The sequence below is a fragment of the Bacillus sp. 05T21 genome (assembly GCF_056396785.1).
Genome location: NZ_JBFTMD010000002.1, coordinates 414,690 through 435,577 on the forward strand (window position 1 = coordinate 414,690; position 20,888 = coordinate 435,577).

Here is a 20,888-nt window from a genome sequence, read left to right on the forward strand (position 1 = left end):
ATCATTACAGTAAATTTTTATTTAGGGGGATATACATGAATCAAACAATAGGGAGAATTGAAGAAATTTCATTTTTTAGTACATCACTTCAAGAGGAGCTTACACTTCTTGTTTATTTACCAGTAAATTACACACCACTCCATAAGCATACCGTTGTTATTGCACAAGATGGTAGAGATTATTTTCAGCTTGGTAAAGCGCACCGTGTAATTGAGCGTCTTCGTGAAACTGAAGAAATCGACCGCACAATTATTGTCGGTATTCCATATAAAAATGTACACGATCGTAAGGAAAAATATTTCCCAAATGATGTAAAGAATGCTGCTTACATTCGTTTCCTTGCTCATGAGCTTGCTCCATATATTGATGCAAATTATCCAACATATCAAATGGGTAAAGGACGCGTTTTAATTGGAGATTCTCTCGGCGGTACAGTTTCCCTCATGACCGCACTTATGTATCCGCATACATTTGGTAAGGTCGTTATGCAATCACCATTTGTTGATGAAACAGTCATGAACTTAGCAAAAGATTTCAAAAATCCGGGGGCGCTAGATCTTTATCACGTAATTGGGACCGAAGAAACAGCTGTCAAGCGTACAGACGGACAAGTATCTGATTTCGTAGAACCAAATCGCGAGTTAAATAAACTACTTACAGATAGAAATTTCATCACGCATTATGAAGAGTTTGAAGGGAATCACACATGGAAATATTGGCAAGCAGATTTACCAAAAGCATTTTCTCATATTCTATCAATGAAATAATAGAGAGCGGTATTCAGAATAATTTGATATAATAGATAAAGAGATTTATTCTCAAAATCTAACTAGACTTGCAAAGGGAGGAATTGGAACATGAAATTAGGAATTGTAATTTTCCCATCAAAAATGATTCAAGATAAAGCGAACGGATTACGTAAACGTTATGATCCGCATTACGCATTAGTTCCGCCACATATTACATTGAAAACACCCTTTGAGACGCAAGATGAACAATTAGAATCGATTGTGAATGAGTTACATACAATCGCAAATAAAACGAGCCCTTTCACCCTTCATGTTGGGAAAGTCGGTTCATTCGCACCTGTTAATAATGTTCTTTATTTTAAAGTAGAAAAAACACCTGAACTTACTTTCTTAAATGAAGAAATGCATAATGGTTTCTTTACACAAGAGCGCGAGTACTCTTTCGTACCTCATTTAACAATCGGTCAAGACTTATCAGACGCAGAGCACGCTGATGTATTAGGTCGATTACGTATGAAAGATTTCTATTATGAGCAACCAATCGATCGTTTCCACCTTCTATACCAATTAGAAAATGGAACGTGGACTGTACATGAAACATTCCACCTTGGAAAGGAGAACAACTAATTTGCACGCACAAATCGTACAAACGGACGAACAACTAAGAGATGCATTCTCTGTACGTAAGCAAGTATTTGTGAATGAGCAACGTGTTTCTGCAGAAGAAGAGTATGATGAGTTTGAAGAGATTTCAACACACGTTGTTATATATGATAATGATGTTCCAGTTGGTGCTGGTCGCTTCCGCATCGTTGATGGAATAGGAAAAATGGAGCGCATTTGCGTACTAGCTTCACATCGTAAAAAAGGCATTGGTAAAATCATTATGGATGCACTTGAAGCGTATGCGAAGGAAGAGTCTCTACCGAAATTGAAACTCCATGCTCAAACACATGCTGAATTTTTCTATAAAAAGCTAGGATACGTGACGGCTTCTGATGTGTTTATGGAAGCAAATATCCCGCACGTCGTAATGATAAAAGAATTATAATTTTGTAGCAGGAGGTAGCCCCTCCTGTTTTTTACATTGCTATTTTCTTTTTCTTCCGCTAAAGTTAAATGTTGATGCTATAGTTTTGAAGGTGAATATATGACACAAGAAAAATTTTCACAAAAATCGTTAACACACGCTGGTATTCCGCAAGCGACGTATCATATTCCGAAAACATCTACCCATTTAATTATGGAAGAAGATGCAGATGCGGCGTATTTCCGCGCTTTAGAACAGCAAGGTGTTTATTTAAATGAAAAACAGTTAGAAGCAGTGCAAACGACAGAAGGACCTGTCCTTACACTAGCTGGTGCTGGAAGTGGTAAAACATCTGTTTTAACAACTCGCGTTGGTTATTTAGTTAATGTAAAACATGTCCATCCGCGAAATATTTTGCTGCTGACGTTTACACAAAAAGCAGCTGAAGAAATTCGAAGCCGTGTAGCGAATTTACCTGGTATGAATCATGCCGCAAGTAGCTATGTCGTTGCTGGTACATTCCACTCTGTCTTTTTAAAATTGCTTCGTAGTCAAGGATATAATCAGCAAATTTTAGCAAATGAAAAACATAAACAAATTATGATAAAGAAAATTTTGAAAGAATTGCGCTTAAAAGACGATTATGATGCCGAAACGATACTCGCTATGATTTCACTTGAGAAAAACAAATTGAATCGTCCGAAAGATGTAAAAGCGAAAACACCGGTTGAACAAGAGTTCAAAGAAGTATACGAACGTTTCGAAGAGGTAAAACAACGACACAATTATATCGATTTTGACGACATCTTATTAGAAATGTATTATATGTTAGAAAATAACGCTCCCCTGCTTACTCAATTACAAGAGCGTTTTCATTACATTGAAGTAGATGAGTTTCAAGATACGTCGTATGCACAATATGAAATCGTAAAATTGTTAGCCACGCCGAGAAATAATTTATTTATCGCAGGTGATGACGATCAAGCGATTTACGGCTGGCGAGGGGCAAGTCACCAAATTATTTTATCTTTTCCAAAGGAATTTGATAATACAACGATTATCGCACTTAATACGAATTATCGATCTAATCCATTTATCGTCGGACTTGGAAATGAAGTTATTAAGCTAAATCAAGAACGTTTTGATAAAGAGCTATATTCTGTTCGTGAAGAAGGTGTACAACCATTTTACGCACGACCAGCTACAACTCTTGATGAAGCAAATCAAATTTTGCAACTCATTCAGGAAAAAGTAGATAGTGGTGAACGAAATTATAAAGATTTTTGTTTATTATATCGTACACATTCTGTAAGCCGTTCTTTACTTGATCAGCTTACAATTCATAAGATTCCATTTATTAAACATGGAGCGAGCCAATCGTTCTACGAACATTCTTTAATTAGGCCCGTATTAGATCACTTACGACTCGTGCTTGAACCGTTCCGCCTCGAATCACTTTCAAATATATTACCAACAATGTATATTGGCCGTGATGAGTGCATTTCATTTATTGAACGTGAACAATGGAAATATGGTGAGGGCCGTTTCCCTTCTCTTCTTCATTTTCTATTACTAAACCCAAGCTTGAAACCTTTTCAAGTTAAAAAAGTAAATGAGCGAATCGATTTTATTAAGTTTATAAAAGAACTTGAACCGAAAAAAGCATTGAAAGAAATTATTCATGGTAAAGGAAAGTATTTAGAGTACTTACAAAGTAATGATCGTTCTTCCTTTACGATGCATAAGGACATACAAGAAGAAATGTTAGAAGAATTAATGGAATCAGCAACTCGCTTTACGGATATTCCAGCTTACTTACAATTTATTAACGAGGCCATTCAAGGTCAAAAAGAAATGGAAGCATTAAAAACAATGCCTCAAAAAGATGCTGTATCGCTTATGTCAATTCATAACGCGAAAGGCCTTGAGTTTCCATGCGTCTTTTTACTCGGAGCAAGCGATGGTATATTGCCGCATACTTCTTCTTTAAAAGATGCAAATGACCGTGTGACGGAGACTTCTGAAGCATTAGAAGAAGAACGACGATTACTCTATGTCGCCATTACACGCGCAAAAGAAGAACTTTACATTTCCTCCCCGCAATTTTTCAGAGGAAAGAAACTAGATATATCTCGTTTTCTATATACTACGCAAAAAGATTTACCTGAAAAGACATCCATTAAATAATGGGTGTCTTTTTTCCATATCACGATATGTACATCCCCTCTATATAAATTCCCTGTTTCTATCCTGAGAATTAACGTAATATCAACCATATCCCGTTCATATTGTAATAGTGTATGTCAGAACTCACGATAAGGAGTGAACATAATGAGCTGCAATTGTAATGAAGATCATCATCACCATGATTGTGATTTCAACTGTGTATCAAATGTCGTTCGTTTTATACATGAACTACAAGAATGTGCAACCACAACCTGCGGATCTGGTTGCGAAGTTCCATTTTTAGGAGCACATAACACTGCATCAGTAGCGAATACACGTCCTTTTATTTTATACACAAAAGCTGGAACACCTTTTGAAGCATTTGCACCATCTTCAAGCCTTACTAGCTGCCAATCTCCAATTTTCCGTGTAGAGAGTATAGATGATGATGACTGTGCTGTATTGCGTGTATTAACTGTAGTTTTAGGTGATGGTACCTCTGTACCACCTGGTGACGATCCAATCTGTACATTTTTAGCTGTACCAAATGCAAGATTAGTATCAACCTCCTCTTGTATTACTGTTGATTTAAGTTGCTTCTGCGCTATTCAATGCTTACGCGATGTTTCTATATAAAACTGAATACTAATTTAAGCATGGATTGGGTGGCAGATGATTCTGCCACCCAATCCATGCTTAAAAGGTATTATTATGTATTTTTTATAAAATTGGGAACTTGTCTAGAACATAGAACCTGTCCTTTTCATTAACTAAAAGTAGAAACAGATAAAGGAGTGAAAAACATGTTCTCTTCTGATTGCGAATTTAATAACATTGATTGTGAGGCGAAACCAGCTAGTACACTACCTGCCTTCGGTTTTGCTTTCAACGCTTCTGCACCTCAGTTCGCTTCACTATTCACACCATTACTATTACCTAGCGTAAGTCCAAACCCAAATATTACTGTTCCTGTAATAAATAATACAGTAAGTGTCGGAGACGGTATTCGAATTCAAGTAGCTGGTATTTATCAAATCAGTTATACATTAACGATCAGTCTTGATAACGTTCCTACTGCACCAGAAGCTGGTCGTTTCTTCTTATCATTAGGTACACCAGCTAACATTATTCCTGGATCAGGTACAGCGGTTCGCTCTAACGTTATTGGTACTGGTGAAGTAGACGTATCCAGTGGTGTTATTCTTATTAACTTAAACCCTGGTGACTTAATTCAAATTGTACCAGTTGAACTGCTTGGAACTGTAGACATTCGTGCTGCAGCATTAACAGTTGCACAAATTAGCTAGTAAAAAGCGGTATTTCTTAATTGAAATACCGCTTTTTATTTTTACAATAAAAAACACTCACAGTAACATGAGTGTTTCATTCTTCATATTGTTTTATTTTATTTTTCTTTTTCCCACAGTTGCACCCCTTTTTTTTCACAAACCCTTGTTGCTGTAACTGTTCTTGATATGCCTGTTGGTGTGCTTGTTGCTGTTGCTGTATGTTATACCACTGCTGTAGATCATATGAATTTTGCCTTGGATTATTGCTCACAGCAAACATCTCCTCTACTGTCAATTCTGTCTATTTACTATATGAACAACTCCTTATTTCCGTTCCCGCATCCTCTTAAACTCCGCTTTTTCTAACATCATGAAGATTTATCACGATTGGTGCGGGCTAATAACAAGCGGGCAATGCCCCCACTGATTAAAGTTTCACTTTATTATTCTCCCATAAAATATCCTGTAATTGTTTCAATGATCGCTGCTGCACCTGCAATGGCTAATAATGCTAGTACAGGCTCTGCAACAATAGGAATCCATTTATATAAAACTAATAAAAAAGCACTAACCCACACACCTGTACACCAATAGCAGCTTAATAATTCTCCAATCCACTTTCTTAATCCTTTCCCTTTCACCTTTGTAAAAGTCGATACACTTCCATCAGGCTCTGTAATCTCTAACTCATCAATAAACGGTCTTCGCAAAAAAGCTGTAATTTTATCATAAACAATAAGACGAGTTAACCTAAATGCAGCTAGCGCAAAAATAAAAAATAAAAGCCAGCTTGTAAATAACATAATTCCACCTTCCCTATCCTCTTTAGCCTATTTAAAAAAAAAGGTCTTAAGATTGTGACCAAATCTCCCCCACTCCAATATCTTATTAATGTAAATACAAACAAGAAGATAAGGAGTGACATTAATGAGTTGTAACGAAAATAAACACCATAGCTCTTCTCACTGCGTAGTTGACGTCGTAAAATTCATCAATGAATTACAAGATTGCTCTAGTTCAACATGTGGTTCTGGTTGTGAAATTCCATTTTTAGGAGCACACAATACTGCAGCAGTAGCAAATACACGCCCTTTTATTTTATACACAAAAGCTGGAACGCCATTTGAAGCATTTGCACCATCTTCAAGCCTTACTAGCTGCCAATCTCCAATTTTCCGTGTAGAAAGCGTAGATGACGATAGCTGTGCTGTCCTACGTGTGTTAACTGTAGTATTAGGTGATGGTTCTCCTGTACCACCTGGCGACGATCCAATTTGTACGTTTTTAGCTGTACCAAATGCAAGATTAATCTCGACATCTACTTGCATTACTGTTGATTTAAGCTGCTTCTGTGCTATTCAGTGCTTACGCGACGTTTCTATAGTTAAGTAAACTAAAAAACTATTGGGGTGGTAGAAGCTTTCTACCACCTTTACATATTTAAAAACCGGCCATATCAATCGTTTTGATGTCTTCTATAGATAACCGAACATCTCTCATACTATTTGGTGGCATAATGGATACAATGCCATTACGATAAGATATAATCGATCCTATATATGAGACGGTAGTCGTTCTTATCCTACATCTTACTTTCGGAATGTAATGAGGACGATTTAATAAAAAATGAATTTTTTCTTCATTATTCATATCCTTAAAGGATTTATTGTAAGGGACCGTTCTCACTTGCTCTTCCTCTACTTTTTCTTCCACCTCCACTTGAGGCTCCTCTCGTGGTTCTTGTTTCTCTTGTTCTACCACTTCTTCCACAGCACTACTTACAATACTTTCATTTCTATTACTTTGCTCTTTTTGATCCTCATCTTCAAAATTCGTTAAAATAATTCTTTTTATTTTCGGTGCAGCGAGTTCTAAATTTACTTGTGCAATATATAACAACGGTTTTCCAACTGTTGAACTTTTATTTTTATTCTTCACACTCGTCCCTCCCACTTCCATACGTAGCTGGATAAATCGTGTACTATTATAGTTATATTCATAACGTGGCTAGAACTTTCGTTAAAAATCGTTCTTTCTGGGAACAATTAAAAAGGACAGTCTCAACGTTTAGAGACTGTCCTTTTTAAACTTTAATTCCTATTATATTTATCCTAAAATATGATATCCTGAATCAACATGAATGTTTTCACCTGTTACTCCGCGTGCTAAATCACTGAATAAGAATACTGCTGTATCTCCAACTTCTTCTGGAGTCGTCGCACGACGAAGTGGTGCGCGCTCCTCAATTTCTTTTAAGATTGAGTTAAAGTCGCCTACACCTTTCGCAGATAACGTACGAATTGGTCCTGCAGAAATAGCATTAACGCGAATGCCATGTTGTCCTAAATCGTTCGCTAAATATTTCACGCTAGCTTCTAATGAAGCTTTCGCAACACCCATAACGTTATAGTTTTTCACAACGCGCTCGCCGCCAAGGTATGTTAAAGTTAAAATATTTCCGCCTTCTGTCATCACTTTCTTCGCTTCTCTTGCTACAGCTGTTAAAGAGAATGCACTAATATTTTGTGCAAGTAAAAATCCATCGCGAGAAGTATCTACAAATTCGCCTTTTAAATCATCACGATTTGCAAAAGCAATACAGTGTGCAACACCGTGAATTGTACCAACTTCTTGCTTAATAGTTTCAAAGCAAGCTGTAAGTTCCTCATCATTCGTTACATCACAAGGTAATACAAGTGATTCTTGTCCTTCTAATGTTTCCGCTAGTTCACGAACGTTTCTTTCTAAACGCTCTCCTGCATATGTGAATATTAATTTTGCACCTGCATTATGCAAAGAGCGAGCAATTCCCCATGCAATACTTCTTTGGTTCGCAACGCCCATAACAACAAATGTTTTCCCTTGTAATAGTTCCATGATATATCCTCCCAGAAATACTTATACTTGTTATTAGTACCTGATACTATAATTATAGTACCATAAAACCTCTTAAAGGCAAACAAAAAAGTCACTAACATAAATTTTTGTTAATGACTTTTTGTTTCTATAAAAAACCTTTCTAATCCTTCTTCCCAAGTAGGCATTTGTAAAAAACCATTTAATCGTAGCATGTTATGTTGAAAGATAGAATATTTTGGTCTCGCAGCCGCCGATCCGAATTCTTCAGTTGAAACAGGTAATACATTCACTTTCATATTTGCATACGAAAATATTTTTTGGGCAAATTCAAACCAAGAACATGATCCTCTATTGGATACGTGATACGTACCGTATAAAGAAGTGTGAATGAGCTTATTAATCATCATATTTAAATCTGCCACGTACGTAGGAGAGCCAATTTGATCCGCTACAACAGATATGTTTTCTCTCTCTTTTCCTAATCGTAGCATCGTTTTCACAAAATTATTTCCATACTTACCATACAACCACGATGTACGAACTATAAAATATTTATTATGTAACTCTTTTACGAACTGCTCTCCTGCAAATTTAGAAGCTCCATATATATTTATCGGTGCTGGATTATGAAATTCATGATAGCCATCCGGTTTGTCACCTGGAAATACATAATCGGTACTGACATACACTAACTTAGCCCCTACTAATTGTGAAGCAACCGCTATATTTCGAGCTCCAATCGCATTTATTAAGTAAGCAAGATCCTGTTCTTTCTCAGCACCATCTACCTTCGTATACGCTGCACAATGAACAATTGTATGTGGCTTTATTTCTTGTACCACTTGCTTAATTCGGGATATATTTGTTACATCTAATAACTTTTTATCAAATGGATATATGTCATATTCCTCAGAATTCAACTCTTCTTGTAGTTGCTTCCCTAGCTGACCGTTCGCTCCCGTTATGATAATCCGTTCTTTCATCTACATGCCCCTTACTTTTCTTTTAATGGTTTCCACCAGTCCACATTGTTTTTATACCATTCCACCGTTTCTTTTAATCCTTGTTCGAACGTATACTTCGGTTCCCATTCAAACTCATTCTTCATTTTTTGTGCATCAATCGCATAACGACGGTCGTGACCTAAACGGTCTGTTACAAATTCAATATCTGTTTTCGTTTTCCCTAAAAGTTTTATAATTTGTTCCACAACATCTACATTTGTTTTTTCGTTATTTCCGCCGATATTATACACCTCTCCTACACATCCCTTATGCAAAACGGTGTCAATTGCACTACAATGATCCGTTACATGCAGCCAATCCCTTACATTCAATCCATCACCATATAATGGTAGTTTCTTTCCTTCAAGCGCATTCGTAACCATTAACGGAATTAATTTCTCAGGATATTGGTACGGTCCGTAGTTATTAGAACAACGCGTTATAATAACTGGTAATTGATACGTTTCATAATAAGATAAGGCTATCATGTCGCTACTCGCTTTACTTGAAGAATATGGACTATTAGGAGCTAGCGGGGTTTCCTCTATAAATTTCCCGGTTTTCCCTAAAGAACCGTATACTTCATCTGTTGATACTTGCACGAGTTTAATATGTGAATATTTTTTCACTAACTCCAACAGCGTGACTGTACCTATTACATTCGTATCATAAAAAGGAATTGGGTTTTCAATACTACGATCCACATGTGATTCAGCTGCGAAATTTACAATTACTTGCACGTCACGTTCCTTAACAACATGTTCCAGCAGCTCTCCATTTTGGATTTTCCCTTTTACAAATGAGTAGTTAGGATTTTCTTGAATAGACTTTACATTATTTAAATTCCCGCTATATGTTAATGCATCGTAATTAATGATTTTATATGTTTCATAGTTTTTTAACATATAGTGAATGAAATTACTTCCAATAAATCCAGCTCCACCTGTAACTAATATTTTCATAAACAACTCTCCTACTTAAAAACTATCTTCATATTCCTGAAGTAATGGTAATATTCGATCCTTATCGGACAAGATAGGATTTGTTACCGGCCATGGAATTGATAATTCTTTATCTTCCCAAAGCAAACCGGAATCGTGATCAGCACTATAATACTCATCTACTTTATACATAACAATTGTATGAGGTACAATTGTACAAAAACCATGAGCAAATCCTTTCGGCACTAATAATTGCCTATGATTATCTGCGCTTAAAATATAACCTCTCCACTTTTTAAATGTAGGTGAATCTTTTCGCAAATCAACGATAACATCATATATTGCACCTTGCATAACTTGAATGAGTTTCGTTTGTGCTTTCGGATTTTTTTGAAAGTGTAGCCCTCGAATCGTCCCCGAATGCGCTGAATAAGATACGTTATCTTGCACAAATGAATGCGTAATTCCTAACGTTTCTAGCATCTTCTTATTATAACTTTCAGTAAAAAAACCTCGCTCGTCTTCAAACAATCTCGGTTCTAACAATTTCGCATTGGTAAAATTTGTTTCTACAACTTTCATATTTTCACCTATTCTCCATTAAACTGTTTCCCAAAGTTTATATCCCGCGCTAACGTATTCGCTCTTTGAAGAGAAGCATGCGTTCCCGCATCAGTCCACCAGCCGCTCATTTCATTATAAGTAAGTACTCCTCGTTTTAAATACCAATTATTTATATCTGTAATTTCAAGTTCCCCTCTTGCGGAAGGTTTTAATTCTTTTATATAAGAAAAGACTTTCGAATCATACAAATAAATTCCCGTAACAGCATAAGAACTTTTCGGCTCATTCGGCTTTTCTTCAATTTCAATTATTTTTCCGCCTTGAATATGCGCTACACCAAATCGCTCGGGATCTTCTACAGATTGAAGTAGCACTTTAGCCCCTTCTTTTTGACTTGCAAACTCTTTAACATACGGGCGAATATCATCTGAAAAGATATTATCTCCTAATATAACTACCATCCGATCATTTCCTACGAAATCTTCACAAAGTCCTAGCGCCTGCGCAATCCCGCCCGCCTTGTCTTGCACACGATACGTAAAGGACACACCAAATTCTTGACCACTTCCTAGGAAGCTCACAACATCTCCCATATGCTCTTTACCGGTAATAATCATAATATCTGTAATTTCACATCGCTTCAGCTTATATACCGCATGATAAATCATCGGATACCGCCCAACGGGAAGTAAATGTTTATTTGTTACTTTCGTTATTGGATACAATCTCGACCCTGTCCCGCCTGCTAAAATAATCCCTTTCATCCTTCATCTCTCCCTTATGATGGAGATAGCACATCTTTATAATGTTCCACAAAAATTTCCCGGTATTTCTCATATGTATCCGCATCAAACTCATCTCCGTTGTAATGAATACACCATAGATTTGCTTGATTAGGGATACCAATTAAATATCCAGCCTTTTGAAATTCTAAAGACTGTGACACATCATAGAAATGGAATCCTTGAAACAAATCCTCTCGCCACGGAATATCATACTGCGTTGCCATGAATAAACCATCGATTGCTTGCATTGACATAAAAGATTGATTTCCATAAAACCCCTGATCCAAATTTAATAATTGATAATTCTGTCTTCTGTATTCAATCACTTTCCCTACTAAATTTTTCCCTTCCCACCATATCCCGTTACTCGGTAAAAACTGAGCACCAGCTACTCCAATTAAACCAAGCTTTTCATTTTCTTTAAAAAGAGAAATAAGTGTATGAAACATATCACGATTAATAAGGTAAGTATCTTGATGTATATATACTTTATATTTCACCGGATATGAAAGTGCTCGATTGTACGCACTTGCCATACTTTTCGCATCTCGTATCGGAAAAATTTGCACTACATAGCCAGGGGGAACAAAAATGTTTCTTATTTGTCTCTCACATTGCTCGAAAAGCTCTTCATTATTTACACAAACAACGACTAATATTGTATGATCTTTCATTTTCTAGCCCTCTATTCTTCCTTATTCACATCTGACATATAGTTCTCTACAAATACTTTTCTATACTTTTCATAGTTCGTCATATTCACATCAAAATGATAATGAATACACCAAGCATCACGCTGCACAGGGACACCGACTGTATACCCAGCTTTTTTAAATTCAAAAGATTGGGATACATCATAAAAATCAAACCCATCAAATAAGTCCTCTCGCCACGGAATATCATATTGTGTCGCCATCAATAAACCGTCAATACATTCCACAGGAATAAACGTTTTTGATTCATGAAATGGTTGCTCTAAACTAGCCATATAAAATAACTCGTTCATGTAACCAATTACTTTCCCAACTATCCCTCTTCCTTCGTTCCATACACCGTGCGGGGGAACATACTGGGCTCCAACCATCCCAATCATCCCAAGATGCTCGTGTTCCGTAAATAATTGAATTAATCCAAATAAAAAAGCCCCATTTACAATAAAAACATCTTGGTGTAAATACACTTTATATTTCGCTGGATTCGAAAGTGCTTGATTGTATCCGCTCGTCATACTTTTTGCACCGCGAATCGGCATGAATTGTACACTATATCCTGGAGGTACTGCCAATTTCAATATATGTCTCACGCATTGTGCATACAATTTCGAATCATTTACACATGTCACCATCAAAATCGTTCTATCAGGATTATTCATAGTTGTGATTTTTCTGCTTCAATAATATATTGAAATACAACTGTCTCAGCCATGAAGCCACTTCCAAGACGATACTTTTTACAAATTCCATATAACTCTTCAATAAGTGGCTCATATATTTTATGATCAACATATACACGATCTACTTTACTAATAGAATATCCTGCTTTTAAAAACATTCTTAGCATTTCATTAAATGTAAAGAAACGAATATGTGTTTTATCTAACAAACCATATTCTGTATACGTCCAATTTCCAGCTAATAAAGGAGCTAACACTGAAATGTGAGCAACGTTCGGTATGCTAGCTAAAATAACTCCATTTTGTTTAATATAAGGTTTTACTTTTTCTATGACAGCCCACGGATCAAATAAATGCTCTAATACATCCCCGAATATGACACAATCAAATTGTTCCTTCTCATAAGGAAGATCCATTGTTTCTATATCACCTAAGATAACATGATCTAGTTTTTCTTTCGCTTTTTCGGCAGCCTCTGGGAACGCCTCAATTCCTGATACACGTGCTCCATTTTCTTTTATAGCAGCTCCTAATGCACCGCTCGAGCAGCCAATATCAAGAACTTCTTGCCATTCCTTTTTTATATGCTTTAATAAATTAGGATTTATCGCATTATAATAATGTTCAGCTTTTTCTTCGTATAAAGAACTTTTCTCCCGATTCATTTCACACACTCCTTATGCAAATTGAATTTGAAATATAAATAAAATACATTCTACAAAGGATGCCATCTCTATTGGTTGCATTACCGATACTCTAATATATAGCCAATCTACTATCGTTAGAATAGCGACAAGTCATTTCCTAAAAATAGAACAAATCACATTTTATATTGTTTATCATAGACGCCTCTAAAATATTTACGGTTATATTCAATCGCAGCATTATTCGGAACATAAGAAGCTGCTAATTCATTATAATAATAAGCTTTATCTTGATCTCCTAATCTGCTATAACAAATACACATTTGCAAATATGGAATCCACGTATAACTAGCCGGACTGTGAAAAGGACTATCCTCTGCTAGCGGCACTTCAGTTGCTAGCTTAAACCAAAATATCGCTTCATTATACTTTTGTTGTTCCATATATACATATCCTATTCTTGTACAATTCTCTCCTCTAGGAATACCATAACGAAACGACTTCGTACAAGATTCAACTGCCTTCTCCCAGTCTCCTAACTTCGCATAACAATCCCCTAACTTACCACATGCATAAATTTTCTCTTCATGCCAGCCTTCCTCTTGATTAAGAAATGTTTCATACAGAAGAATCGCATCGTCATATTTTTGATTATCCATAGATTCATTACCGTAATAAAATAAATCTCTCGGGCTTAATTCTTCTCCAGCTGCTACAGCATTTTGAAAAATTTTTAAATTACGATTCGTTACTTCTTTTTCCTTTTTATGTGTAATAGCGACATTACTATTGTAAATCTCACCAGAAACAGCTAAATACTCATGTACCTTTCCAAACCATTGAAATTGTTTTTCACGCTTTACAAGTCGATATCTTCTTGTGCAATATAAAGGTTTCCCATTAGAATCCATTACAAGATAATAAGGCATAGAAACAGCGTCAACTTTACCATCTAACTCTCGTTTTAATGTTTTCAGTAATTCTTGAGCATCCTCTAATAAAACATCATCCGCATCTAGCCATAATATATATTCTTGCGTTGCTTTTGAAAAAGCAAAATTTCTAGCTGCCGCAAAATCATCAACCCACGGAAAATCGTGTATGTTAGAAGTGTATTTTGCTACAATTTCCTTCGTTCGATCAGTGGATCCTGTATCAACTACAATAATTTCATCAACAATTTTTTCTACCGCGTCCAAACATCGATCTATTGTATTTTCCTCATCTCGAACAATCATACATAGACTAATTGTAATTCCTTGCTTGTTCAACATAATCACCCTCTTCCAACTCAATCATATGTTATACATACAATAAACTTTCCATTTTTTTAACTTGTTCAAGCTATTTAAGATTTCTTTTCAATAATTCAAATGTCCGTGTCATTTTCTTACGGTTTTGCATCTACTATATAATGAAAGCTTTATGGAGGTGAATTTATGTCAAATAATAATTATTCAGATGGCTTAAATCCCGATGAATCCTTATCAGCTAGTGCATTTGATCCTAATCTTGTAGGACCGACTTTACCGCCAATACCGCCGTTTACCCTTCCTACCGGGCCGACCGGACCGACTGGTACAGGTGGTGCCACTGGGCCGACTGGACCGACCGGACCGACTGGGCCAGCTGGTACAGGTGGTACAGGTGGTGCCACTGGGCCGACTGGACCGACTGGGCCGACTGGACCGACTGGGCCAGCTGGTACAGGTGGTACAGGTGGTGCCACTGGGCCGACTGGTGCCACTGGATCAGCTGGTGCTACTGGGCCGACTGGTGCTACTGGATCCACTGGTGCTACTGGGCCGACTGGTGCTACTGGACCAACCGGGCCGACTGGACCATCTGGATTAGGACTTCCGGCAGGATTGTACGCATTTAACTCTGCTGCAATTAGCATATCTCTTGGATTTAATGACCCAGTACCATTTAACACTGTTGGATCTCAGTTTGGTACAGCAATTTCTCAATTAGATGCTGATACTTTCATCATAAGTGAAACTGGATTCTATAAGATTACTGTTATCGCATATACTGCATTAGTAAGTGTATTAGGTGGCCTTTCAATTCAAGTGAATGGTGTTAATATTCCTGGATCTGGAACAAGTTTAATCTCACTTGGAGCACCTATCGTTATCCAAGCAATTACACAAATTACAATAACTCCATCAATGGTTGAAGCGGTTGTTACAGGGCTTGGATTATCGTTAGCTCTTGGTACGAGTGCATCAATTATCATTGAAAAAATCGCTTAATTTTTTCCTTAGCAGTAAAACTGATATTAGTTTTACTGCTTTTTCAATTATGAATTCAATCATGAAGCTTTCACTGTCTACATAATCATATTGTTGTATGACATTTCGCAGGAGGCACCTATATGGAAAACAAATCTGCTGTCCAGCTTTATCTCGAGTTGTTAAAGAAAACAATTTTGTTTGAAATATGGCTAGAGTATGAGCCATATTTACCCGCTTCGTTACACATATCTAAGGAACTTCCCTATGAACCAGTTACAGTTCCACTCCCTTTATTTATTAAACAATATGCAGAAAATCATAATTTAAAAATTGTTAAACCTAACGTTTCAAAAAGTGAACGTCAAGATGGAATGGATTGGCCAAGAGCAGCACACAGTATGATTGGCCGGGAACGCATGAATCAATTACATGAAGCATTAGAAACAGTTGTCCGTGAAAATATAGAAGGTGATTTTATTGAAACAGGTGTGTGGCGCGGGGGATCGTGCATTTTTATGAATGGTTTTTTACAAGCAAACAACATTACTGATCGCAATGTATGGGTTGCCGATTCATTTGAGGGCCTCCCAACACCAAATATAGAACAATACCCGAGAGATTTCGACGATTACTTACACAGCTTTGATTATTTACGTGTTTCTTTAGAACAAGTACAAGAAAACTTTAGAAAATACGATTTATTAAATGACCAGGTAAAGTTTTTAAAAGGTTGGTTTAAAGATACTTTACCGTCAGCACCGATAGAAAAAATTGCGATTGCTCGCCTTGACGGTGATATGTATGAATCAACGATGGATGGTCTCGTAAACTTATACGATAAAGTTTCTAAGGGCGGCTATATAATTATCGATGACTATGGGCTACCACCATGTGCTGAGGCTGTGACAGACTTTAGAAATCAAAGAAACTTAAAAGCTCCTATTACTAAAATTGATGTATTCGGGGTTTATTGGCGAAAAGAATAGGGCGAAACTTTATTCAGTTAGGGTTTCTCCATCTCACACTAATTATTAGCCTTCGCCAATAGCATGATAAATAAAAACAAAAGCTCCCATTACTATTTCCAGTTGTTCTAGGGAGCTTTTTACATATCACAACAGTTCTAATATCGTTTCCCCTCCCACTATAAAATGTTAGCTGCATATTAAAAATGTTGGTTCCCTATTTACTACAAGGAAGGAGTGAAATTATGAGCGAGCTTGAAAAAAAAATCGCATTAATCCCACCTCCCGAACTCGTCCAATATGTAGGTGGCGACTTTCAAAAGGTTGGAAAAGAATTCATAAAGCATTTTATTCAAATTGGTATTTTAAAATCCAATGAAACAGTGTTAGATGTAGGTTGTGGTGTCGGTCGAATGGCGGTTCCATTAATGAATTACTTAGGTGATGATGGAGCTTATTATGGATTTGATTTATTTAAAGATGGCATTACATGGTGCAAAAATAATATTTCAGCTGCCCGTAGCAATTTTCATTTTGAACACGTTGATATATATAATCAATTCTACAACCCAGAAGGAAAAGAAGATGCTTCTCAATACAAATTTCCATATGAAGACGATTCATTCGATTTTGTTTTTTTAACTTCTGTATTTACCCATCTCCTTCCGAAAGAATTAGAACATTACGTATCTGAGATTGTACGTGTTCTAAAAAAAGATGGGAGATGTTTTATTACCTTCTTTCTCATTAACCCTGAATCATCCTATTACTTAAATTCAGGGCTAAGTACATTAGGTTTTTATCATCAAATTGAAAATTGTTATGTTGTGAATAAAGATATTCCTAATTTTGCAGTTGCCTATCCTGAAGAAGATATCCGCATCTTATTAAATAAATATGGCTTAGAGGTAATTAATAAACCGCATTATGGTTTATGGTGCGGCAGAAATGAGTATACAAGTTATCAAGATATCGTTCTTACAAAAAAAGCTTCTGAAAGGTAGTTTCGTATGAATAATGAAAAAAAGCCACCTCTCGTTTCCATCCTTATTCCCACTTATAATCGACCACATTATTTCAAAATCGCTCTAGAAAGTGCATTAGCACAAACTTATCCAAACATTGAAATTATTATAGGAGACGATAGTACAAATGATGAAACAGAAATCTTAATAAATGAACAGTATTTACCTAATTATAAAAACATAACATACATTCGAAATACCACTACTTTAGGACAATTTCATAACGATCTTATGCTCTTAGAGAAATCTAATGGGGAGTATATAAATTTTTTAATGGACGATGATGTGTTTTATAATCATAAAATACAAAAAATGATGGCTTATTTTGAGCAAGACACAAATAAAAATCTCGCTCTTATAACTTCTTATCGAGTACGTATTGATGATCACGGGAATTTAATTGGAGATGCTCATCCAACACAAAGATTATATAGCGAAGACATTCAATTAAACGGAATATTTTTAGGCGACTGGATGTTAAAAGGTGGACATAACATTATCGGTGAGCCTACAACTATTCTGTTTAGAAAACAGTTACTCACTGAACCTTTCGGCACGCTAAAAGGAAGGCACTATTCTTGTAGTGTCGATATGGCATCATGGATTTCCTTACTTTCTAAAGGAAACGCAGTATACATATCCGAACCTTTAAGCCAATTTCGCTACCATACTGGGCAACAAATACACAGCAAGCTCCTTGAAGGATCTGAGGATTTTACGCACCTCGTTATAACTTCAAAAGAATACGGATTTTTACAAGATAATACAGATTATAGACTAGGTCTAATTAGCGCTTATAAATGGTGTAAAAATTCCTTAGAATATTATAGCCAGCTACCAAACCTCATTCCAGATACACATGTACGTCTTTCCCATTGTTTGGACATAATTATAAAAGAGCTACATCATTAGTCTATTCTGCGAAAATAAAATGTGTGAGCTTTACGTGAATAATGCGTATAGTTCATACATTCTTTTTAAACTATGTGATGCACCAACTAAAACCCACTAATATAGAGAGCAGTAGAAAGGAATTCATACAGTGAAAGATCCGAACACTCAATATCAAATAGACTACATATTAATATTCATTTTATTTGCCATTGGGATTGTTAGCTGCTTTGCTATCGCAAGTGCACAAGCTTCTTTACCACCATTTTTACAAAACGTAAATTTTGTATTAAAACAAATCCAATGGTATGCCATTGGATTTATCGCCATTGGTGTTATTATGGTTATTGATTTCGATCGCTATAAACAAATTGCTTGGTATTTATATAGCTTTGCACTCATACTTCTAATTGGCCTAGAACTTCAAGTTCCTGGCGCCGTTACAATTAAAGGGGCTACCGCGTGGTACAGACTTCCAGGCATCGGAAACTTTCAGCCTTCTGAAATTATGAAATTATTTTTGATTATCGTCGTTGGACGAATTATAGCGAATCATAATGAAAAATACCTTTTTCGGACAACTCGTGAAGATTTCATTTTACTTTTAAAAATATTTGCAGCTAGTTTACCTCCACTACTTCTAATCGCAAAAGAACCTGATTTAGGAAACACAATGGTCATTTCAGCGATGCTTGCAACAATGGTTTTAGTTTCTGGTATACGTTGGCGCTTTATCCTCGGATTAACCTCCGGTATTTTCGCCATAGGCTCTACCTTAACATATATTTATTTCACGCATACAGAGTTCTTTAAAGAGCACATTCTAAAAGAATATCAATTAAATCGCTTCTATGGTTGGCTTGCACCTTATGAATATGACGCACAAGGATACCAATTAAGACAAGCATTTTTAGCTACTGGATCAGGAGAGATGCAAGGAAAAGGATGGGAAAATAGACAAGTATATTTTCCAGAGCCACATACAGATTTTATTTTTACAAATATCGCTGAACAATTCGGTTTTTTAGGAGCAAGTGTTATTATTTCATTTTTTTTCTTACTCATTTACCGAATGATCCATATCGCTTTAGAAAGCAATGAACCTTTCGGTAGTTATATTTGTGCTGGTACAATTGGAATGTTTACGTTCCAAGTATTCCAAAATATTGGGATGACAATTGGTTTACTCCCTATTACAGGAATAACGTTACCGCTTATGAGCTACGGCGGGAGTTCACTGCTCACATATATGGTTGCTATTGGATTTATTTTAAACGTACGCTCAAGAACTAAAATCTTTATGTTTAAATGAACCATATCGAAAAACGGTATGGTTTTTTTCTATGTCCATTTTAGATATACTAATGAAAAAATGAGCTGGAGGTTTAAATATGAAATATGACATTATAGGTGATATTCACGGATGCTTCCAAGAGTTTCAAGATTTAACAACGAAACTCGGGTATAGCTGGGATAGTGGTATCCCAATTCATAACGCAAAACGAAGGCTTGCATTCGTTGGTGATATTACAGACCGAGGTCCTCATTCATTACGGATGATTGAAATTGTATGGGAGCTCGTAATAAATAGAAAAGATGCTTATTATGCTCCAGGGAATCACTGTAATAAACTGTATCGTTTCTTCCTTGGACGTAATGTTACAATCGCTCATGGGCTCGAAACAACTGTTGCAGAATATGAAGCATTGCCTTCTAATAAGCAACAAATAATAAAAGAAAAATTCATTACTCTTTACGAACAATCACCGCTATATCACATACTGGATGAAAAAAAATTAACCGTCTGTCACGCTGGTATTCGGCAAGATTACATAGGAAGACAAGATAAAAAAGTACAAACCTTTGTACTATATGGTGATATTACAGGCGAAAAACACCCTGATGGCTCACCTGTCCGCCGAGATTGGGCGAAAGAGTATAAGGGTGAAACATGGATTGTTTATGGACATACACCTGTCAATGAACCTCGCTTTGTGAATCATACAGTCAATATTGATACTGGTGCTGTATTTGGTGGTAAACTAACTGGACTACGTTACCCTGAGTTGGAGACCGTTTCTGTCCCTTCTTCCCTACCTTTTGTCCCTGAAAAGTTCCGCCCAATTTCATAAAGTGAAACTTTAATCAGTGGGGGTTCTGTTCATCCCCCACTGATTATGAGCCCGCACCAATCGGGATAAATACCTCTACTTAATACAATTCACAATTTGCAGAGGATCATGGTGTTTTCTAGACATATTCCACACTAAAACTAGATAAAGCAATTAAAAAAAGATGCAATAAAGTGCATCTTTTTTTAATTGCACGGCATATACTGTCGCAGGA

The 20,888-nt window shown here is 36.3% G+C and carries 25 protein-coding genes; 13 read left to right on the forward strand and 12 right to left on the reverse strand.

Annotated elements, in window-relative coordinates:
• The first annotated feature begins 35 nt into the window (after positions 1–35).
• The 6 genes from AC1DKZ_RS07080 (at position 36) to exsF (ending at position 5,252) form a co-directional block, all read left to right on the forward strand.
• Positions 36–767 carry an alpha/beta hydrolase gene (locus AC1DKZ_RS07080; protein WP_002086936.1) on the forward strand — a complete coding sequence of 244 codons (732 nt, stop codon included), beginning with the start codon at positions 36–38 and terminating at the stop codon, positions 765–767.
• Positions 768–857: 90 nt separating this feature from the next.
• Positions 858–1,376 carry a YjcG family protein gene (locus AC1DKZ_RS07085; protein WP_476995860.1) on the forward strand — a complete coding sequence of 173 codons (519 nt, stop codon included), beginning with the start codon at positions 858–860 and terminating at the stop codon, positions 1,374–1,376.
• A 1-nt stretch (position 1,377) separates the two neighbouring features.
• Entirely contained in the window at positions 1,378–1,800 is a 423-nt protein-coding gene (locus tag AC1DKZ_RS07090; RefSeq protein WP_002064289.1) for a GNAT family N-acetyltransferase, read from the forward strand.
• A gap of 99 nt (positions 1,801–1,899) precedes the next feature.
• Positions 1,900–3,966 (forward strand): ATP-dependent helicase, encoded by a 2,067-nt coding sequence (locus AC1DKZ_RS07095; RefSeq protein WP_476995861.1) that lies wholly within the window; start codon positions 1,900–1,902, stop codon positions 3,964–3,966.
• Positions 3,967–4,110: 144 nt separating this feature from the next.
• Positions 4,111–4,581 carry a spore coat protein CotY gene (cotY, locus tag AC1DKZ_RS07100; RefSeq protein WP_002135002.1) on the forward strand — a complete coding sequence of 157 codons (471 nt, stop codon included), beginning with the start codon at positions 4,111–4,113 and terminating at the stop codon, positions 4,579–4,581.
• Between the two features lie 167 nt (positions 4,582–4,748).
• Positions 4,749–5,252, forward strand: coding sequence for an exosporium protein ExsF (gene exsF / locus AC1DKZ_RS07105; RefSeq protein ID WP_002011391.1), 504 nt, complete (start codon positions 4,749–4,751; stop codon positions 5,250–5,252).
• 76 nt (positions 5,253–5,328) lie between these two features.
• Here exsF and AC1DKZ_RS07110 read toward each other — a convergent pair whose 3' ends face one another.
• Together AC1DKZ_RS07110 and AC1DKZ_RS07115 are read right to left on the reverse strand one after the other, a co-directional pair.
• A complete protein-coding gene (locus tag AC1DKZ_RS07110; RefSeq protein ID WP_002064286.1) occupies positions 5,329–5,514 on the reverse strand; it encodes a hypothetical protein in 186 nt (61 codons plus the stop codon).
• Between the two features lie 163 nt (positions 5,515–5,677).
• On the reverse strand, positions 5,678–6,037 hold the full coding sequence (locus AC1DKZ_RS07115; RefSeq protein ID WP_000899658.1) for a DUF1360 domain-containing protein: 360 nt from the start codon (positions 6,035–6,037) through the stop codon (positions 5,678–5,680).
• A 124-nt stretch (positions 6,038–6,161) separates the two neighbouring features.
• Here AC1DKZ_RS07115 and exsY point away from each other — a divergent pair, with 124 nt between their 5' ends.
• Positions 6,162–6,626, forward strand: coding sequence for an exosporium assembly protein ExsY (exsY, locus tag AC1DKZ_RS07120; RefSeq protein ID WP_199674944.1), 465 nt, complete (start codon positions 6,162–6,164; stop codon positions 6,624–6,626).
• 48 nt (positions 6,627–6,674) lie between these two features.
• On the opposite strand, the gene AC1DKZ_RS07125 is transcribed toward exsY, so the two are convergent.
• From AC1DKZ_RS07125 to AC1DKZ_RS07170, 10 genes are all read right to left on the reverse strand, one after another.
• The gene (locus AC1DKZ_RS07125) at positions 6,675–7,193 is read right to left on the reverse strand and encodes a CotO family spore coat protein (protein ID WP_195743243.1); all 519 of its coding nucleotides are present in this window, start codon (positions 7,191–7,193) and stop codon (positions 6,675–6,677) included.
• 147 nt (positions 7,194–7,340) lie between these two features.
• Complete coding sequence (gene fabI, locus AC1DKZ_RS07130; RefSeq protein ID WP_002011384.1) at positions 7,341–8,111, reverse strand: enoyl-ACP reductase FabI; 771 nt, start codon at positions 8,109–8,111, stop codon at positions 7,341–7,343.
• A gap of 110 nt (positions 8,112–8,221) precedes the next feature.
• Positions 8,222–9,076, reverse strand: a complete 855-nt coding sequence (rfbD, locus tag AC1DKZ_RS07135; protein WP_002134996.1) for a dTDP-4-dehydrorhamnose reductase — start codon at positions 9,074–9,076, stop codon at positions 8,222–8,224.
• A gap of 11 nt (positions 9,077–9,087) precedes the next feature.
• Positions 9,088–10,059: a dTDP-glucose 4,6-dehydratase gene (rfbB, locus tag AC1DKZ_RS07140; RefSeq protein WP_476995862.1), complete on the reverse strand. Its 972-nt coding sequence runs from the start codon at positions 10,057–10,059 to the stop codon at positions 9,088–9,090.
• A 15-nt stretch (positions 10,060–10,074) separates the two neighbouring features.
• Positions 10,075–10,620, reverse strand: coding sequence for a dTDP-4-dehydrorhamnose 3,5-epimerase (gene rfbC / locus AC1DKZ_RS07145; protein ID WP_016093063.1), 546 nt, complete (start codon positions 10,618–10,620; stop codon positions 10,075–10,077).
• Positions 10,621–10,628: 8 nt separating this feature from the next.
• A complete protein-coding gene (locus AC1DKZ_RS07150; protein ID WP_476995863.1) occupies positions 10,629–11,366 on the reverse strand; it encodes a sugar phosphate nucleotidyltransferase in 738 nt (245 codons plus the stop codon).
• A 14-nt stretch (positions 11,367–11,380) separates the two neighbouring features.
• On the reverse strand, positions 11,381–12,061 hold the full coding sequence (locus AC1DKZ_RS07155; RefSeq protein ID WP_476995864.1) for a glycosyltransferase family protein: 681 nt from the start codon (positions 12,059–12,061) through the stop codon (positions 11,381–11,383).
• Positions 12,062–12,072: 11 nt separating this feature from the next.
• Complete coding sequence (locus AC1DKZ_RS07160) at positions 12,073–12,759, reverse strand: glycosyltransferase family protein (RefSeq protein ID WP_219301724.1); 687 nt, start codon at positions 12,757–12,759, stop codon at positions 12,073–12,075.
• Complete coding sequence (locus tag AC1DKZ_RS07165; RefSeq protein WP_219301723.1) at positions 12,756–13,445, reverse strand: class I SAM-dependent methyltransferase; 690 nt, start codon at positions 13,443–13,445, stop codon at positions 12,756–12,758. The genes AC1DKZ_RS07160 and AC1DKZ_RS07165 overlap by 4 nt, the downstream gene beginning before the upstream one ends.
• A gap of 155 nt (positions 13,446–13,600) precedes the next feature.
• Positions 13,601–14,698, reverse strand: coding sequence for a glycosyltransferase (locus tag AC1DKZ_RS07170; RefSeq protein WP_219301722.1), 1,098 nt, complete (start codon positions 14,696–14,698; stop codon positions 13,601–13,603).
• Positions 14,699–14,863: 165 nt separating this feature from the next.
• Between AC1DKZ_RS07170 and AC1DKZ_RS07175 the strand changes: the two genes are divergently transcribed.
• The 6 genes from AC1DKZ_RS07175 to prpE all read left to right on the forward strand — a co-directional run bounded on the left by AC1DKZ_RS07175 (position 14,864) and on the right by prpE (position 20,674).
• Positions 14,864–15,679 (forward strand): BclA C-terminal domain-containing protein, encoded by an 816-nt coding sequence (locus AC1DKZ_RS07175; protein ID WP_476995865.1) that lies wholly within the window; start codon positions 14,864–14,866, stop codon positions 15,677–15,679.
• 122 nt (positions 15,680–15,801) lie between these two features.
• Positions 15,802–16,647, forward strand: coding sequence for a TylF/MycF family methyltransferase (locus AC1DKZ_RS07180; RefSeq protein ID WP_427327235.1), 846 nt, complete (start codon positions 15,802–15,804; stop codon positions 16,645–16,647).
• Positions 16,648–16,871: 224 nt separating this feature from the next.
• On the forward strand, positions 16,872–17,630 hold the full coding sequence (locus AC1DKZ_RS07185; protein ID WP_476995866.1) for a class I SAM-dependent methyltransferase: 759 nt from the start codon (positions 16,872–16,874) through the stop codon (positions 17,628–17,630).
• Between the two features lie 6 nt (positions 17,631–17,636).
• Positions 17,637–18,563 (forward strand): glycosyltransferase family 2 protein, encoded by a 927-nt coding sequence (locus AC1DKZ_RS07190; protein WP_002134977.1) that lies wholly within the window; start codon positions 17,637–17,639, stop codon positions 18,561–18,563.
• Positions 18,564–18,693: 130 nt separating this feature from the next.
• The gene (locus AC1DKZ_RS07195; RefSeq protein ID WP_002030401.1) at positions 18,694–19,854 is read left to right on the forward strand and encodes an FtsW/RodA/SpoVE family cell cycle protein; all 1,161 of its coding nucleotides are present in this window, start codon (positions 18,694–18,696) and stop codon (positions 19,852–19,854) included.
• Positions 19,855–19,933: 79 nt separating this feature from the next.
• Positions 19,934–20,674 carry a bis(5'-nucleosyl)-tetraphosphatase PrpE gene (gene prpE / locus AC1DKZ_RS07200; protein ID WP_016093071.1) on the forward strand — a complete coding sequence of 247 codons (741 nt, stop codon included), beginning with the start codon at positions 19,934–19,936 and terminating at the stop codon, positions 20,672–20,674.
• Positions 20,675–20,888: the final 214 nt, after the last annotated feature.